The sequence below is a fragment of the Paenibacillus sp. GYB006 genome (assembly GCF_036577645.1).
GTDB lineage: Bacteria > Bacillota > Bacilli > Paenibacillales > Paenibacillaceae > Paenibacillus.
Genome location: NZ_JARBDA010000015.1, coordinates 1 through 15,981 on the forward strand (window position 1 = coordinate 1; position 15,981 = coordinate 15,981).

A 15,981-nucleotide genomic window follows, 5' to 3' on the forward strand; every position below is an offset into this window, starting at 1 on the left:
AAATCCTGTTTGGTGGCGATAGCGGAGGGGTTCCACACGTACCCATCCCGAACACGACCGTTAAGCCCTCCAGCGCCGATGGTACTTGGACCGCAGGGTCCTGGGAGAGTAGGACGTCGCCAAGCAAAGAACCACTGTCGATCAATCGATGGTGGTTTTTATTTTTTAAAAAGACTGTATTGAAAGAAGGTAGTAACATTTTTGTTACGGATTTACCCTTTTAAAAAGTTATAATAACTACGGGTTATAAAATAAAAGGGGTGGTATCATTTCTGCAACAAAGGGAGAATATCGGCTGCGATACAAAAAACTATGTCTTTATTGTCTACTGTGCCTGAGTTTGTTGATGACAATGGGATGCAGCCAGAAAACTTCTTGGGAGTCATATGAAGAAGCAGCTAATGTTAAAGGTTTTCCTGTCCCAGAAGAAGCTAATCGAATGGATCGTGCAACAACTAATCCGGAAATGGATTACATACAATATTCGTTGCCAGGCGTGAGTAAGAACGATCAATTACCGGATAAATATATAAATGAAATTATAGAGTGGGGTTGGACTGAGGACGTAACTAGTGAACAATCTGACACTTCTGATCCAGCACCGCGTATTTTTGTAAAAGACACAACCAGAGTACATTTATCTTTGCATAATGGTTATTTAACAGTTCTTGTGCCTACACAAGATGCATCACTAACTAAACCCAAAATTGTAGATACAAATAATTAAGACCTTTCGTTTAGGAAAGGTCTTTTTTTATTCATTAAACTCATTATGTAACTACCAGGTAGTGAATGTATTTTTACTAGGGGTATGTTAAGTTACCGCGAAGCCCCTACTGTATGTAGTATGAGATATCTTGATTGGTTATTTTTATAAGACCGTCTTTTCTTTCACGGATTAACCAGGTTATGCAGTAGAACCTAGGGAGTAGCAACCAGAAGTGCCAGAATAATAAGTTAATGGAGAAAGCAATTGGGGCAGCTATGATAAAGATGAAGATGAGGATCAGGCTGATCCAAGTGATATGCAGATGTATTTTTGAAAAAAAACGATAATTGACATATTGTTCTGGGATCATTCCCATCCAGGGCAGCTGCCATGTGAACCTCCACTTCTGTAAGTATCTTTTACTGAGGAGAAGGACAGAGCGGGATATAACGAAATGAGTCCAAATGATTGTAATGAATGATAATACATAGCAAAGTACTCCGAACCATGTGAAGAAGAGAAGACTAATGAACAGCATAATGATGGCCAAGCTTACATAACTCCAGATGACTGGGCGCGCTATGTAGCTTTTACGTAGAAGACGATAATGATAGTATGTAGCTTCTTCTCCGATGACTTCGGGCATTCTAATAAATCCTCCCTTACCTATGAACTGATTGACTACACTTATATTCTAAGGAACTTTTGAAACCTCTTTCATATATTGTATATCGGATAATGATATGGATAAATTTAAATGTTGTAAAGAAATAGGTACAGACACCCATTCTATATAGGATGAATAGCATAACCTATGATAAAGAAATGGTGTTTGACTATGAAAAGGTTTAAAATAGTAGAAACTGTACCATACTAATAGGAAAAGAAATAAAGGTGGGATAGTTATGGATGCACAGCAAATTCAGCCTAAACACAAATGTATTGTTTGTGAGCAGTCTAAAGAAGAAGGTATTTTTATTGTTTCTGAATTTATTTGTACAGATTGTGAGACCGAAATCGTGCACACGGACGCTCAAGATGCAAAATATCCTTTTTTTATTCATCAACTAAAGCAAATTTGGTTACAACAAAATAATGCATAATATATAATGCTCTTCTCCTTGAACTTTTAGTAAAGGCCTGAGAAGGCCTTTTTTTATATTTCTGGTTACGTATTATGTATTTCTATTTCATTTATTAACTTTTTATCTACGGTCGATGCTATTTTAATTTGAATACAATACAATATAGTTGTATCTATGAAAAGATCGGAAGGATTAAAGAAATGGACAATCACCAATTAAATAAAGATAAAGCTCCCTTATACGAGGCTTTGATTCAATATAGAAATTCAAAAAAACATACATACCATGTACCTGGTCATAAAAATGGGCAGGTTTATTCAAATCTTGCACAGGGCACATTGCTTCAAGAAGTAATGAAAATTGACGCTACAGAGATTACAGGCCTCGATGATCTGCATCATCCGGAATCCGTCATCAAGGAGGCACAGCAGCTAGCAGCCGATTGTTTTGGTGCAGAGGAAAGCTTCTTTCTTGTAGGAGGAAGCACCTCAGGTAATATTGCGCTGCTTCTTACGGTATGCACTGAACCAGGAGATCTTATACTTGTGCAGCGTAATGTTCATAAATCAGTAATTCATGGTCTCATGCTCGCTGGTGCACATGCAGTGTTTCTAGCTCCAGAGGTAGATCCATCAAGTGGCCTTGCTACAGCCCCAGCAAAATCAACGATTGAGGAAGCACTGCAGGCTTATCCGAATGCAAAAGGTGTATTTATTACCATGCCTAATTATTATGGGATGGGATTTGATTTATCTGATATTGCAGCAACTTGCCATAAGGCCGGTGTACCGCTTCTCGTGGACGAAGCACATGGAGCACATTATGGACAGCATCCTGCGTTGCCTGGGTCTGCCTTAACCGCAGGAGCCGATGGAGTGGTACAATCCACTCATAAGATGCTGTCAGCCATGACAATGGGTGCTATGCTTCATGTACAGGGTAACCTGCTGGATCGTGAGCTTCTGAAGCAGCGTTTGTCTATGATACAGAGTTCGAGTCCATCCTACCCCATTATGGCCTCTCTTGATCTTGCGCGCTTACATCTGCATAAGCATGGTGAGAAGGCCTTCTCTACTGGTCTCGCAGCTGTACACATGGTAAGAAGGGGAATCGAAGACTTGCCCCGTTTTGGTTTATTGGATCCTCTGAGAGAAGCGGAAGCATATACGGTTCAGGATCCTTTTAAACTCGTCATATATGATAAAGAGAAGCTGTTAAAAGGATATGAATTGCAGGATAAGCTGGAAGAGCAGGACTGCGTGCCTGAAATGAGTGACGAGACTTACGTTGTACTCCTCTTTAGTCTAGGTTCCACGGAGGAGGATGCTAGACACCTTTTGAAGGCCTTAGTGCATATATCATTAGAAGAGGGCCCTGAAGAAACAAAACAACATCATAAATCAGAGAGTACAGCTACACATCATGTTTCCACGTGGAACATTTTGCATTCTTCTGTCTATTCCTGTCCTGTTCCTTTTCATTTAGGTAAAATAAAGAAAGAACAGAAAGAGAAAATTAGTATTACAAAAGCATCTAACCGAATTAGTGCTGAGATGGTTATTCCCTATCCTCCAGGTATTCCTATATTGTATCCTGGAGAAGAAATTAGTGAGAACATGAGAAATCATCTGATAAAGCTACGGGATTCGGGAGCAAAAATTCAAGGCACTGCAGATTCGAGCTTAGAAACCATCTGGGTTATGGTAGAAGAGTAATTACTAACTGTATATAAGACCAAATCATCATTAGTAGAAATGATCGTATGGACTTAACCAAATCGTATTGTTATTATGAATGGTTCTCAACCATCTATGAACTAATAAATTACGTACTTATTGCTAAAAATTAAAGCCTAGGGGAGAGAAACATTGTCTAAAGGAATATTTATAACGCTTGAGGGTGGCGAAGGATCAGGTAAAACTACAATGATTGGACGTCTATCTAATTATTTAGAAGAAAGAAACATTGCTTATCTAGTAACTCGGGAGCCCGGAGGTATTGAAATAGCCGAAAAGATCAGGTCTATTATTTTAGATCCTGAACATACAGCTATGGATGCGAGAACAGAAGCCCTTCTATATGCAGCGGCACGCAGACAACATCTTGTCGAAAAAGTCATTCCAGCACTTGAAGAAGGGCTTATTGTATTATGTGATCGGTTTGTTGATAGTAGTCTGGTATATCAAGGGTACGCAAGAGGGATTGGTGAAGAGGAAATTCGTTCCATTAATCTTTTTGCGACGGAAGGTATTACTCCGAATGTTACGATTTACTTTGATGTTGATCCAGAGATTGGATTTGCACGAATAGCAGCCAATCAAGAAAGAGAAGTTAATCGTTTAGATTTGGAAAACCGTTTATTTCACGATAAGGTGAGAGCAGGTTACCTCAAATTAGTAGAGAATGAGCCGGAGAGAATAAAGATGATAGATGCTTCGTTGTCACCTGATGAAGTATTTTGTAGTTTAATTGCAAACCTTGATTGCGTATTAAAGGATATTTAGGGGTATATGTCTAATAAAGACTTAAACAGAGCAAGTTTGGACTCTGACAGTAAGGGAAACTGTTCAAGCAATGGAGAATAGGTTAGATATGAACAGACGAATTACATTTTGGGTATTATTTATTTCTACTTAGGAGGCGTTTTTCGATGAAACTTATCGTAGCCATTATTCAAGATAAAGATAGTAACCGTCTTTCCAGCGGTCTAGTGAAAGCTAACTTTCGCGCAACGAAGCTTGCCAGTACAGGTGGTTTTCTAAAAGCGGGAAATACAACGTTTATGATCGGGGTAGACGATGGTCAGGTAGAAGCCGTGATGAATGTAATTCGCAGCAGCTGTAAAGTAAGAGAACAACTTGTAACCCCTGTGACACCTATGAGTGGAACAACTGATTCATACTTACCGCTTCCAGTGGAAGTACAAGTGGGCGGAGCAACCGTATTCGTATTACCAGTCGATCGTTTCGAACATTTCTAATAGAAAGAATAAACACCCTAAGTTTGTTTTAGAAGAAAGCAGGGATACGTGTGAAAATCAACCCAGGATTTCGGCCGCTGCAGAATGGAATAAGCCCCTCTGATTCAGGTGCCAGACCTGTACAGAATAAGGAATTTACCGGCATGATGCAGCAACAGGCAGAGAGAGCATCGAATGAGGAGCTAACTCGCCGATTGAACGAAATTCAACTTCAGGGGGACCGGCTTGCACGTTCCATGACGATTCGTGAGTTAAAGGCGTATAAGCAACTCGTTAAGCGATTTCTAGAGGATACGGTAAGACAAGGCGTCAGCATGAAAGAATCTAGAGGTTGGGATCGAAGAGGACGCGGGAAACGTTATCTGCTTCTAGATGAGGTAGATGAGGTTTTGCTCAAAATGGCTGAAGAGATGCTTCAAACAGAACAAGGGAAGATGGAACTCCTTCAAAAAATTGGCGAGATTCGCGGAATGCTTATAAATCTCAGCTTTTGATAAATGTAGTGAAAGACAAGTGCACTCTAACTTGTCTTTTTTTATATATAGCGCTCCTTGTAAACTGGTAATTAATTTTATTATCATCCTAAAATTTATATTACCAGTGAACATGATATAATAGATAAAGATGATGATTTGTAATTCTTTTTTATGAAGAATTGAATTATATAGGATTGTCATACAAACATAATTCATGCGGCAATACAGCATGGGGAGGATCATCTCATGTCTTTTCGTGATATTATGGGCCAGGAAACAGCAAAACAAATGCTGCAAAGCGGACTTCGGCAACAATCAACCAGTCATGCCTACTTATTTAGTGGTCCTTCGGGCAGCGGGCAGCGACAAATGGCTACTGCATTAGCCCAAGCGATCTATTGTACTCGTCAGGAGGATGATGCGTGTGGAGAATGTCTGGAATGTCGTAAGGTGGAACACGGGAACCATCCGGATCTACATTATATAGAGCCTGAAGGGGCCAGCCTTAAGATTGATCAGATTCGTGAGCTGCAGAAAATTTTCAATTACCGGTCCGAGAACAACAATCGTAAAATTTACATTATAGATCAGGCAGATAAGATGACGACACAGGCTGCAAACAGCTTGCTAAAGTTTCTTGAAGAACCACAGGTACCCGCTGTAGGGATCTTAATAACAAGTAACAAAGGTGCTATGCTTCCAACAATTTTATCCAGGACACAAGAGGTTCCCTTTAAGGCACTTAGTCCGGAGCGAATCGAAGAGGTGTTTGTTAAAGAAGGATATTCACCTGCGCTTGTAAGAACTGCCGCATTTTTAACCTCAGGGTTAGAGTCATGCAAGAGTCTGCTTGACCAGAATTGGTTTGCAGAAATTAGAAATGTAATGTTACAATTAGGAGGAGAGTCACTGACGAGAGGCAGTATGTCACTAGTTTCTGCACAACAGAAACTTTTCAAGACAGGACTTTCTGAACATCTTGAACTGATGTTTGATATGTTCCATTTGTGGTTCAAGGACATGCTTTATGTAACTTACGGCAAGCAAGAGAACGTTATTTTTATAGATCAACTTAGTTCCATTTCTACGATAGCAAGAAGTCGTTCGACAGAGCAGTGGGTGTCTTATATGGATCTGGCTGCAGAATGTAGAAAGAAATTGCGTTCGAATATGAATGGACAACTATGTGTGGAGCAATTTTTGATTGGACTTGCAGCATAACTTTTTAAAAGGGTCTAGTCAGCAATAAGTATATTGTTTTGTTTTTTTATTCTTTACCCTAGCAATGTCTTAACATAATACGCTTTGATTGCGGTCTTTCATTTAAAGGCTTCAATAGAGGTTTTATTGTATACAAGGGGGTTAATTTTTTGTACAGTGTAGTCGGTGTCCGTTTCAAAAAAGCGGGCAAAATTTATTACTTTGATCCCCTCGATCTTCCTATTGAAAAGGATTCTAGCGTTATTGTAGAGACCGCTCGCGGGATTGAGTACGGCAAAGTAGTTATAGGTAAGAAGGAAGTCGGGGAATCTGACGTCGTATTGCCTCTCAAAAAGGTCATTCGTATTGCAGGTGAAGCGGATGCCAAAGTAGTGGAAGAGAATAAGCTCGCAGCAAAGGACGCATTTGGAACCTGTTTAAATAAAATCAGAGACCATGGCCTCAAAATGAAGCTGGTTGATGTCGAATTTACTTTTGATCGCAATAAGATCATATTTTACTTTACGGCAGAAGGCCGTGTAGATTTTAGAGAACTGGTAAAAGATTTGGCAAGTATTTTCCGTACTCGAATTGAATTGCGCCAGATTGGTGTGCGTGATGAGGCGAAAATGCTTGGAGGAATAGGTCCTTGTGGACGAGTACTATGTTGTTCCTCTTGGCTCGGGGATTTTGAACCCGTATCCATCAAAATGGCGAAGGATCAGAGCCTCTCGCTCAATCCAACCAAAATATCAGGACTTTGTGGAAGACTTATGTGTTGCTTGAAATTTGAGCATGATAACTATGAGAGTGTTAAAGAGGAGATGCCAGCAGTAGGAAAACTTGTGGTTACCTCACTTGGTGAAGGTAAAGTTGTTGGAATACATGCAGGTAATCGAACCATTCATGTTCAGTTGTTTGAGATAAATAAAGTGAAAGAACTTTCAATGGATGACGTTGTCATCAAGTAAACCATTATGTTTGCTTTCGGGGTGGGATTTTGGAGAAGAAAACAGTTTTTGCACACATTCTTGAAATGGAAACACAAATGGGACAAATGAGCAGTGATCTGGGAGAGCTGAAAATGATCGTAAAGGAATTGCTCGAAGAAAACCAGCGTATCACACTAGAGAACGAGCAACTTCGTAAGGTGTTAAAACGTGGGGCTTCTGCCGAGAAGGCGGCTCCTACACCCAAGACTCCTCTACCTCAGACTCATGTCCTTGAGCCAGAAGAAGATGTTGTTGGTGAAGGTCATGACAACTTGGCTCGACTGTATTATGAAGGTTTTCATATTTGTAATGTCTATTATGGTCATTTACGAACGGAAGGCGATTGTCTGTTCTGTCTATCATTTTTGAATAAGTAATGAGCCGTAGGGGTTCCCTACGGTTTTTTTTTAGGGATTAGGAACGATATTAAGGGTAAGGCAGGGAAGAGATCATAATGAAAAGAAACGAAATTTTTCTACACCCTTCTGAAAGATTAGATGATCTACTTACGCACGATCTACAGATCATTCAGAGCGATGAGGTTTTTAGTTTTTCCATGGATGCAGTCCTCTTAGCAAGGTTTGCAGGGATTCCGAAAAGAGGAAAAATTCTAGATATATGCACGGGTAACGGGGTTATCCCTATTCTGTTAACCACTCGAACAAAGGCTTCTATTGATGCAGTGGAGATTCAGCCCAGATTAGCAGAAATGGCAAGACGAAGTGTGCAATTAAATCAGCTAGATGAGCAGATACAAATTTACGAGGGGGATGTGCGGAATTTTGCGGAACAGATTGGTTATGGTAAGTATGATGCAATCACAGTGAATCCGCCTTATATGCCTCTCAATGGAAGTGACATTAAGCTGAGTATACATCAAGCTACAGCGAGGCATGAACTGAATGGAACACTGGAAGACATGATAAAAGCTTGCATGCACCTTGTGCGTACAGGCGGCAAAGTCTCTATGGTCCATAAACCACAGCGTATCGGAGAAATTATTACGCTTATGCGGAAATACCGATTGGAACCTAAACGTATTCGTATGGTTCACCCTAGGATTGATAAAGAGGCAAACATGGTGCTAATTGAAGCTTTACGTGATGGAAAACCGGATGTAAGAATGCTCCCACCTCTAATTGTCTATAACGAAGAGGGACAATACTGTGAGGAGATTATGAACATCTATTATGGTGAGCACAATCTAGAGGAGGAGAATAAATGAAATTTCAGGTACAAAAAAGTTTTGATAGTCAGATACAGACAGGAACACTCTATTTAGTTGCTACACCTATAGGTAATTTAAATGATATGACTTATCGTGCGGTTCAAACATTGAAAGATTGCGACATTATTGCCGCAGAGGACACAAGAATGACAAGAAAATTACTCAGTCATTTTGAGATTAGTCCAGAGCTTTTATTTAGTTATCATGAACATAATAAGGCTGCAAGTGGTCCGGAGCTGATACGTTATATAATAGAAGGAAAAAATTTGGCGCTCGTTAGTGATGCAGGAATGCCGGCTATTTCAGACCCTGGTTCTGATCTCGTTGCGCTGGCAATTGAAGCAGGCATTCCCGTCGTTACTGTACCGGGTGCGAATGCAGCTTTATCTGCTCTCATTGCATCAGGTTTACCTACAGAAAGGTTTACGTTCATTGGCTTCTTACCGCGTGATAAAAAAGATATGCAAAAAGTTTTAGAAACAGTAGGCTATTCCCAAGGAACGTTAATCTTCTATGAATCTCCGCACCGCGTACTGAAAACATTAACAGTATTACTTGAGAGTTATGGCAATCGAAAAGTCGTTCTCGCTAGAGAACTGACGAAGCGACATGAGGAATATGTAAGGGGAAGCATTCAGGAATGTATAGAATGGCTTGAGGAAAATCCACCGATTGGAGAGTACTGTGTCATTGTGGAAGGAATGAGTGCCGAGGAAGAACATACGCTGCAGAATGAATGGTGGCAAAACCTAGAGTTAGGTCAGCATGTAGAGCATTATGAAAACGAAGGATTATCCCGAAAGGATGCAATGAAAAAAACAGCGTCTGATCGTGGATTATCAAAAAGAGATATCTACAATGCCTTATTAAAAGAAGAATAATGAATTTCAGAAATCAAAAAATGCCTTCACCGGTTACATAGTAACCGAGGAAGGCATTAAGGATTATAAAAAGGTTAGAGATAACCGTAGTTAAGACTAAAATCAAAAAAAGAAAAGCACTATATATAAAATAGAGAAATCTATAATTTAATTTAAAATGATAGCTTTTCTATAGCATCTTTTATAACCAGTATTCCTTAATTTGTCACAGGTGCAGGGATTTCAGAAATACATTCGTGACAAACAATTTTTCCTTTGAAGTAAGTTACGTTCTCTGCATTACCACAGAAGATACAAGCAGGCTCATATTTTTTGAGCATGATGCGCTCTCCATCAACATAAATTTCCAGAGCGTCTTTTTCTCCGATGCCTAGTGTACGACGCAGCTCGATAGGGATAACCACCCGTCCTAGTTCATCAACTTTTCTTACAATACCTGTAGATTTCATCATAAATTTGTTGCTCCTCTCGCCATCACTTATAATTGCATTATTCGACATTATTTTATCTTTTATGCTAATCATCATACCAACCATTCCCAAATCAGTCAACATTAAAAATGACTTATTAGATTAATATTTAATGAGCATCTATGAAAAGGACTGGTTTATCTATGATTTTCACTGTCGCTTTTATTATTATAACGCTTGTCGATTTGGAAATCAAAACTATAGCCTAATTCGACACAAAATGTCGTAAAATGTCGAAAAAAATAATAAATAGTTGACTATAAGTCGAAATTGTTGTAAGGATTGCGCGCAATTGAATTTTAATTCATTATCTTGAGGAGGATTGAGACATATGCAACTAAAACTAACTGAAGAAAAGGTTTTTAAAGATCCAGTTCATAATTATGTGCATGTTAAAGATCCGATTATCTGGCAGCTAATCAATACCCCTGAATTTCAACGTCTTCGTCGAATTAGACAGCTGGGGACTTCCTATCTGACTTTTCATGGAGCTGAACATAGCCGTTTCTCCCATTCGCTCGGTGTTTATGAAATTACGAGAAAAATTATTTCGCAATTTGAGCGAAGTGGTTATACAGACTGGCCAACAGAAGAGAAACTTGTCGCACTTTGTGCGGCTCTGCTGCATGATGTGGGTCATGGACCTTTTTCACATTCTATAGAAGAAGCATTTGATATGAACCATGAAGAGTGGACATGTAAAATTATTATGGGAGATACGGAGATTGGGGCGATTCTAAGAACGGTTGCACCTGATTTTCCAGAGAAGATAGCTTCTGTCATTGAAAAGACCTACGATAAACCAATTGTAGTAAACCTTGTGTCGAGTCCACTTGATGCAGATCGTATGGATTATTTATTACGAGATGCTTATTACACGGGGGTAAACTATGGCACGATTGACCTCGATCGAATCCTAAGAATGTTGCGTCCGTATCATGGCAGGGTTGTCGTAAAGGATTCAGGAATGCATGCGGTAGAAGATTATCTAATGGCTCGTTATCAAATGTATTGGCAAGTATATTTTCATCCTGTAACCCGCAGTTCAGAAATTATTCTTCGTCAAATCTTTAGAAGAGCAAAAGAGCTTGTTCAAAGCGAATATTCATTCGGTTTTATGTTACCCTCACTCCTTTCCCTCATTAAAGGGAATATTACGGTACAAGAATATCTTCGTATTGATGAGTCCATTATACAAACTGCATTTAACCAGTGGACTGAAGAGAAGGATGAATTGCTACGAGATCTATGTACGCGATTTCTAGATCGAAAACTGTATAAATATGTAGAAGTGGATCTTATGTCAGCTGATGAAATCACGGAAATCACACAGGCTTTTGAAGATGTGGGCCTTAATCCAGAGTATGACCTGGAAATTGATTTTCCATCTGATCTGCCGTATGATGTGTTTCGTCCGGATGATGAGGATAGCCAAAAGCAAATTATTATCATCGACAAACAAGAACGTCTACGCGATATCTCAGAAGTATCTGAAATCGTTCGGTCCATCAGCGGCATTCAGCGAGGCAAGTACCATCTATACTTTCCAGAAGAAAAAGTGAGGACAGTTCTTGGTCAACTACCACCTCAAATCGCAAAAATATTTTCCTAAGCATGTAATGTTCTTTAGAATAGATACTTTTCATTCATAGCAAGAGAGGAGCACAAAACGATGTTATTTGACACACATACGCATTTAGATGCAGCAGAATTTGACAACGATCGAGAAGAAGTAATCCAGCGTGCTCTCGATGCGGGAGTAACTCGGATGGTAAATATCGGTTTTAACCGCGAAACGATACCGACAACCATGGAACTTGTCGAAAAGTACGATTTCATCTATGGAGCTGTTGGCTGGCATCCGGTAGATGCTATTACGATGAAGGATGGAGACCTGGAGTGGATCGCTTCTTTGTGTGAGCATGAGAAAGTGGTAGCAATCGGGGAGATTGGACTAGACTACCACTGGGATACTTCTCCAAAAGACATTCAGCATACGGTTTTACGGCGTCAAATTGGACTTGCTAGAGAAATCAGCATGCCGATTATAATTCATAATCGAGATGCTCATGAGGATATAGTTAAAATCCTGCGTGAAGAAAAAGCCCATGAGGTCGGCGGGATCATGCACTCTTTCTCAGGAAGCTGGGAAACGGCACAAATGTGTCTTGATATGGGATTCCATCTTTCGTTTGGGGGCCCTATCACTTTTAAGAATGCGAAACAGCCGAAAGAGGTACTTGCCAAGGTACCTATGGATCGATTGTTGATTGAGACGGACTCTCCATACCTGACACCACATCCATATCGCGGAAAGCGAAATGAAACGGGACATGTGGCGCTCGTGGCAGAAGCTGCAGCGTCTTTAAAAGGGGTATCTGTAGAGGAAATCGGGCAGATTACGACTCAAAATGCACTGGAACTATTTGGAATATAGTTCATATTTGGAGCAAAACAGATGAAATAGTGAGTAAACAAGAGCGATTCACCTTTTTGGAAGGCTTTTCACGTGTTTATTACAAAGTTTTAACCATTTATTTAGAAAAACGTACTTGAATACGGCTTTACAACATGCATACAAACAGGATATCATCGTCTCAGTGAAATGTTGAAATATTCACTTCGTGTGTTATTCTCGCTGAATTCTTCAAAAACCGAAGAGCGGGGGAACCAATAAGTTGGTCTTATAAGCTTGTAGCTTTATACTTTAGACCATCATATTTGATTTCATTTTGAGTCTTGGGGTGAAGGAAAAGGCACTAGCCATGAGCTAATGACCTGATCCAGGGCGACTCTTGCGTCCCAATCCGACAGCTAACTCCGTAAGCGTATAAAGAGGTAAACTCGCGTTTGATGTTTCCGGTTATTCTTATGATCTTATCCGGAAGCCATGAGAGAGCTCCTCATAAACTCTCTACTGGCTTTTTGTTTTAGGAGAATAAAAGTTACAACCTCGTCATACTGTTGGTTAACAGGAGGAAACATCATGCCGCGAAGAGTGGCACATGGTGCAGAAACAGAAGCAATCTGATTCTGTATACAAATGTTATAGTCGCGTCAAAATACAATCATGCATTACTCTTGACGGCGGGACTACGAAGGAGGACGGAGTAAGTGGGAAATTTCCAACCAGAGGAGACCCATGAGTCACCATCATCCAGCAAGTCTTACGCGTTGCGATGGAAGCATGAGAATCTGCGTCAAATGATATTAGTCGCAATCTTCTCAATCGCACTGTTAGTTATGGTCTCTCTTATTGTTTACAGTCAGGGAGGTAAGGAAATTTCACTAGTCGTGGATGGCAAGGTCCAAACGCTGGAAACTCGTGAGGGTATGCTTAATGAAGTGCTGGATGAGCATGCAATCACAGTAAGCCCCCATGATGAGATTTCGATGCCGCTGAATGGAGCAATCGAAGATGGAGATCAAGTTACCATTAAACGAGCTGTTGCCGTGAACGTAACAGCAGATGGAAAAACGGAACAAATTTATACGACAAAGGATACAGTCCAGGAAGCGCTTCAAAATGAGGGCGTGAAGGTATCAGAAGATGATAAAGTATATCCTTCTGTGGACACCGCGGTGAAAGCAGATCTTAATATTAAAATTGTCCGGGTAGCGAAACAAACGGCAAAACAAGAAGTTGCGATTCCTTATAAAGTAATCAAAACTGCTGACCCTAGCTTGTACAAAGGGGATAACCGCGTAATACAAAATGGGCAAGAAGGTGTGATGGTTCAAACCATCGAGAAAGTGTTCCAGGATGGTAAATTGGTATCCAAGAAAATGACAGGCAAGACCATTTCGAAGAATCGTGTCGATAAGGTCATTGCTGTCGGGTCCAAGAAAAAGCCAGAGCCTAAACCTGAACCTAAGCCCGAGACACTTGTGGCAGCAGCTAGTACATCAAATGTAAGTAACAAATCTTTATCAGATAAAGTGAAGAAGGTATCTTCCTCTTCTTCAAGCAGTGATACAATAACGAAAGACGGCGTTTCTTTTAAAGCGAAAAAAGTACTTAATAATGTTTCTATGACAGCTTATTCTTCGGAAGAAGAAGGCATAGGAACAAAAACAGCATCCGGTACTCGTGTACAGGAAGGTCGCACAATTGCTGTTGATCCAAATGTGATACCACTTGGATGGTGGGTTTATATTGAAGGCGTCGGGTTCCGCCGTGCTGAAGATACGGGCGGTGCTATTAAAGGAAATAAAATAGACGTCTATTATGACAGTCTGGACCAAGCCTTAACTTTTGGCCGTAAAAAGGGAAAAACCGTGTATGTCATCGGTCCTGTGAAGCCGGAACTGAACTAAAATATAATTTACAATGCATCACTAATGCTATAGTATTAACAACATGATTCGGTGATGCTATATAAGGTGAACGGAAGTTTAGACCACAGGTCTATCGTTTGCCTCTTACATGCAGAAGAGGAAATTTTCCTCTTCTCTTTTTGTTTAGAAAGGAAGACAAGCGGTCATGATTAAAGAAATTATTGTCGTTGAAGGCAGAGATGATACCGTAGCAATTAAACGGGCTGTAGATGCAGACACCATTGAAACGGGAGGCTCTGCTATTAATGCTCAAATTTTGAGAAAAATCGAACTTGCCCAGCAGAGAAGGGGTGTAATTGTACTTACAGATCCTGATCATGCTGGAGAACGCATTCGTAAAATAATAGCGAATAAAATTCCCGGGGTAAGTCATGCTTTCATAAAAGAAAAAGATGCGACTCGTAAAGGCGATATTGGCGTTGAGAATGCTTCACCGGAAGCGATTCGTCAGGCGTTATCCCGGGCTCATACAGCGTATGAGGCAGCTAAGCCGCTTATCGACTGGCAGGACTTGATCGAAGCAGGGCTTATTGTACACCCCGATGCTGCTTCTCGGCGTATGGAGCTTGGTAACATTTTGGGAATTGGTTATTGTAATGGAAAACAGTTATATAAAAGACTAACGATGTTTCAGATTAGTCGTGAAGAGTTTGTAAATGCACTTGAGCAAATTGAACAAAAAGGATTGTGAGAATGTGAAGGGTATGGATGAAATTGCAACACCAAGGCGGACAAAAGAGATTATTGCAAGACACGGATTTTCTTTCAAGAAAAGCTTGGGACAAAACTTTCTTATTGATCAGAACATCCTCCACAAAATTGTAGATGCTGCAAATCTGGATGAAAACAAAGGTGCGCTGGAGATTGGACCAGGTATTGGAGCACTGACTGAAAAACTGGCACAGGCAGCTAAGAAAGTAACTGCAGTGGAAATTGATCAGCGCCTGATTCCAATTTTGCGAGAAGTACTTGAACCTTATCCTAATATATATTTACATCACGGAGATGTTCTTAAAACAGATTTACCTGAATTATTTAAAGAAAATTTTAGTGATGTCGATCAAGTCAGCGTCGTGGCTAACCTCCCATATTACGTGACGACTCCCATTCTGATGAAGCTGCTTGAAGAGAAGCTGCCCATCGACAACATTGTGGTTATGATTCAGAAAGAGGTAGCAGAGAGAATGGCTGCATCTCCAGGAACAAAAGATTACGGTACCCTTAGTATTGCTGTGCAATATTACAGTGAGCCAAAGCTAGTGTGCATCGTACCGCATACGGTCTTTATACCTCAGCCTAATGTAGAGTCTGCCGTTATTCGATTGAAGGTAAGGGAAAAGCCTCCTGTTGAGGTGATAAGCGAAAAACACTTCTTCGAAGTGGTTCATGCTTCTTTTGCTCAGCGGCGGAAGACGATAGCAAACAACTTGAAAAGTCGTTTCTTTACAAAAGAAAACAAAGATGAATTAGAACCGCTTCTGCTTAAGGCCGGTATTGAACCGACTAGACGCGGGGAAACACTCAGTATCGAGGAGTATGCTCGTTTGAGTGCTGTTTTACTGGAAGCAGGCATAGGTACGGAGTAAACTTATATTTCGCTGCGAAGATCTAAGAATCCATAT

18 protein-coding genes, 1 rRNA gene and 1 riboswitch are annotated in these 15,981 nt (G+C 40.3%); of the genes, 17 read left to right on the forward strand and 2 right to left on the reverse strand.

From position 1 onward, the window contains the following. Window positions 1–8 precede the first annotated feature (8 nt). Window positions 9–125, forward strand: a 5S ribosomal RNA gene (gene rrf / locus PV403_RS20805). A 221-nt stretch (window positions 126–346) separates the two neighbouring features. After that, on the forward strand, window positions 347–727 hold the full coding sequence (locus PV403_RS20810; protein WP_332085899.1) for a hypothetical protein: 381 nt from the start codon (window positions 347–349) through the stop codon (window positions 725–727). A gap of 106 nt (window positions 728–833) precedes the next feature. On the opposite strand, the gene PV403_RS20815 is transcribed toward PV403_RS20810, so the two are convergent. Continuing rightward, complete coding sequence (locus tag PV403_RS20815) at window positions 834–1,355, reverse strand: hypothetical protein (protein ID WP_332085900.1); 522 nt, start codon at window positions 1,353–1,355, stop codon at window positions 834–836. A 259-nt stretch (window positions 1,356–1,614) separates the two neighbouring features. Here PV403_RS20815 and PV403_RS20820 point away from each other — a divergent pair, with 259 nt between their 5' ends. From PV403_RS20820 to rsmI, 10 genes are all read left to right on the forward strand, one after another. Next, window positions 1,615–1,812: a sigma factor G inhibitor Gin gene (locus PV403_RS20820; RefSeq protein WP_191804357.1), complete on the forward strand. Its 198-nt coding sequence runs from the start codon at window positions 1,615–1,617 to the stop codon at window positions 1,810–1,812. Window positions 1,813–1,994: 182 nt separating this feature from the next. After that, the gene (locus PV403_RS20825) at window positions 1,995–3,509 is read left to right on the forward strand and encodes an aminotransferase class I/II-fold pyridoxal phosphate-dependent enzyme (RefSeq protein WP_213535529.1); all 1,515 of its coding nucleotides are present in this window, start codon (window positions 1,995–1,997) and stop codon (window positions 3,507–3,509) included. 153 nt (window positions 3,510–3,662) lie between these two features. Further along, window positions 3,663–4,298 (forward strand): dTMP kinase, encoded by a 636-nt coding sequence (gene tmk, locus PV403_RS20830; protein ID WP_213535530.1) that lies wholly within the window; start codon window positions 3,663–3,665, stop codon window positions 4,296–4,298. A gap of 146 nt (window positions 4,299–4,444) precedes the next feature. Next, window positions 4,445–4,774 carry a cyclic-di-AMP receptor gene (locus PV403_RS20835; RefSeq protein WP_160036695.1) on the forward strand — a complete coding sequence of 110 codons (330 nt, stop codon included), beginning with the start codon at window positions 4,445–4,447 and terminating at the stop codon, window positions 4,772–4,774. A 50-nt stretch (window positions 4,775–4,824) separates the two neighbouring features. Next, window positions 4,825–5,268 (forward strand): YaaR family protein, encoded by a 444-nt coding sequence (locus PV403_RS20840; RefSeq protein ID WP_213535531.1) that lies wholly within the window; start codon window positions 4,825–4,827, stop codon window positions 5,266–5,268. Between the two features lie 228 nt (window positions 5,269–5,496). Then, complete coding sequence (holB, locus tag PV403_RS20845; protein ID WP_213535532.1) at window positions 5,497–6,471, forward strand: DNA polymerase III subunit delta'; 975 nt, start codon at window positions 5,497–5,499, stop codon at window positions 6,469–6,471. Window positions 6,472–6,620: 149 nt separating this feature from the next. Next, window positions 6,621–7,421 (forward strand): PSP1 domain-containing protein, encoded by an 801-nt coding sequence (locus tag PV403_RS20850; RefSeq protein ID WP_160036692.1) that lies wholly within the window; start codon window positions 6,621–6,623, stop codon window positions 7,419–7,421. 29 nt (window positions 7,422–7,450) lie between these two features. Then, a complete protein-coding gene (gene yabA / locus PV403_RS20855; RefSeq protein ID WP_160036691.1) occupies window positions 7,451–7,819 on the forward strand; it encodes a DNA replication initiation control protein YabA in 369 nt (122 codons plus the stop codon). Window positions 7,820–7,896: 77 nt separating this feature from the next. Next, entirely contained in the window at window positions 7,897–8,667 is a 771-nt protein-coding gene (locus PV403_RS20860) for a tRNA1(Val) (adenine(37)-N6)-methyltransferase (RefSeq protein ID WP_332085901.1), read from the forward strand. Further along, the gene (gene rsmI / locus PV403_RS20865) at window positions 8,664–9,551 is read left to right on the forward strand and encodes a 16S rRNA (cytidine(1402)-2'-O)-methyltransferase (protein ID WP_213535534.1); all 888 of its coding nucleotides are present in this window, start codon (window positions 8,664–8,666) and stop codon (window positions 9,549–9,551) included. Before PV403_RS20860 ends, rsmI begins: the two co-directional genes overlap by 4 nt. 197 nt (window positions 9,552–9,748) lie before the next feature. Here the strand turns inward: rsmI and PV403_RS20870 are convergent, their stop codons facing one another. Next, entirely contained in the window at window positions 9,749–10,003 is a 255-nt protein-coding gene (locus tag PV403_RS20870) for an AbrB/MazE/SpoVT family DNA-binding domain-containing protein (RefSeq protein ID WP_047914173.1), read from the reverse strand. A gap of 349 nt (window positions 10,004–10,352) precedes the next feature. On the opposite strand from PV403_RS20870, the gene PV403_RS20875 reads away from it, so the two are divergent. The 5 genes from PV403_RS20875 (at window position 10,353) to rsmA (ending at window position 15,945) form a co-directional block, all read left to right on the forward strand. Further along, a complete protein-coding gene (locus tag PV403_RS20875; protein WP_213535535.1) occupies window positions 10,353–11,633 on the forward strand; it encodes an HD domain-containing protein in 1,281 nt (426 codons plus the stop codon). A 60-nt stretch (window positions 11,634–11,693) separates the two neighbouring features. Beyond that, window positions 11,694–12,458: a TatD family hydrolase gene (locus tag PV403_RS20880; protein WP_213535537.1), complete on the forward strand. Its 765-nt coding sequence runs from the start codon at window positions 11,694–11,696 to the stop codon at window positions 12,456–12,458. 189 nt (window positions 12,459–12,647) lie between these two features. Continuing rightward, window positions 12,648–12,864, forward strand: a riboswitch (cyclic di-AMP (ydaO/yuaA leader). 271 nt (window positions 12,865–13,135) lie between these two features. Beyond that, window positions 13,136–14,338 carry a ubiquitin-like domain-containing protein gene (locus tag PV403_RS20885; RefSeq protein ID WP_332085902.1) on the forward strand — a complete coding sequence of 401 codons (1,203 nt, stop codon included), beginning with the start codon at window positions 13,136–13,138 and terminating at the stop codon, window positions 14,336–14,338. A gap of 166 nt (window positions 14,339–14,504) precedes the next feature. Further along, window positions 14,505–15,050, forward strand: coding sequence for a ribonuclease M5 (rnmV, locus tag PV403_RS20890; RefSeq protein ID WP_213535540.1), 546 nt, complete (start codon window positions 14,505–14,507; stop codon window positions 15,048–15,050). A 13-nt stretch (window positions 15,051–15,063) separates the two neighbouring features. Continuing rightward, complete coding sequence (gene rsmA / locus PV403_RS20895; RefSeq protein ID WP_213535577.1) at window positions 15,064–15,945, forward strand: 16S rRNA (adenine(1518)-N(6)/adenine(1519)-N(6))-dimethyltransferase RsmA; 882 nt, start codon at window positions 15,064–15,066, stop codon at window positions 15,943–15,945. Window positions 15,946–15,981 lie beyond the last annotated feature (36 nt).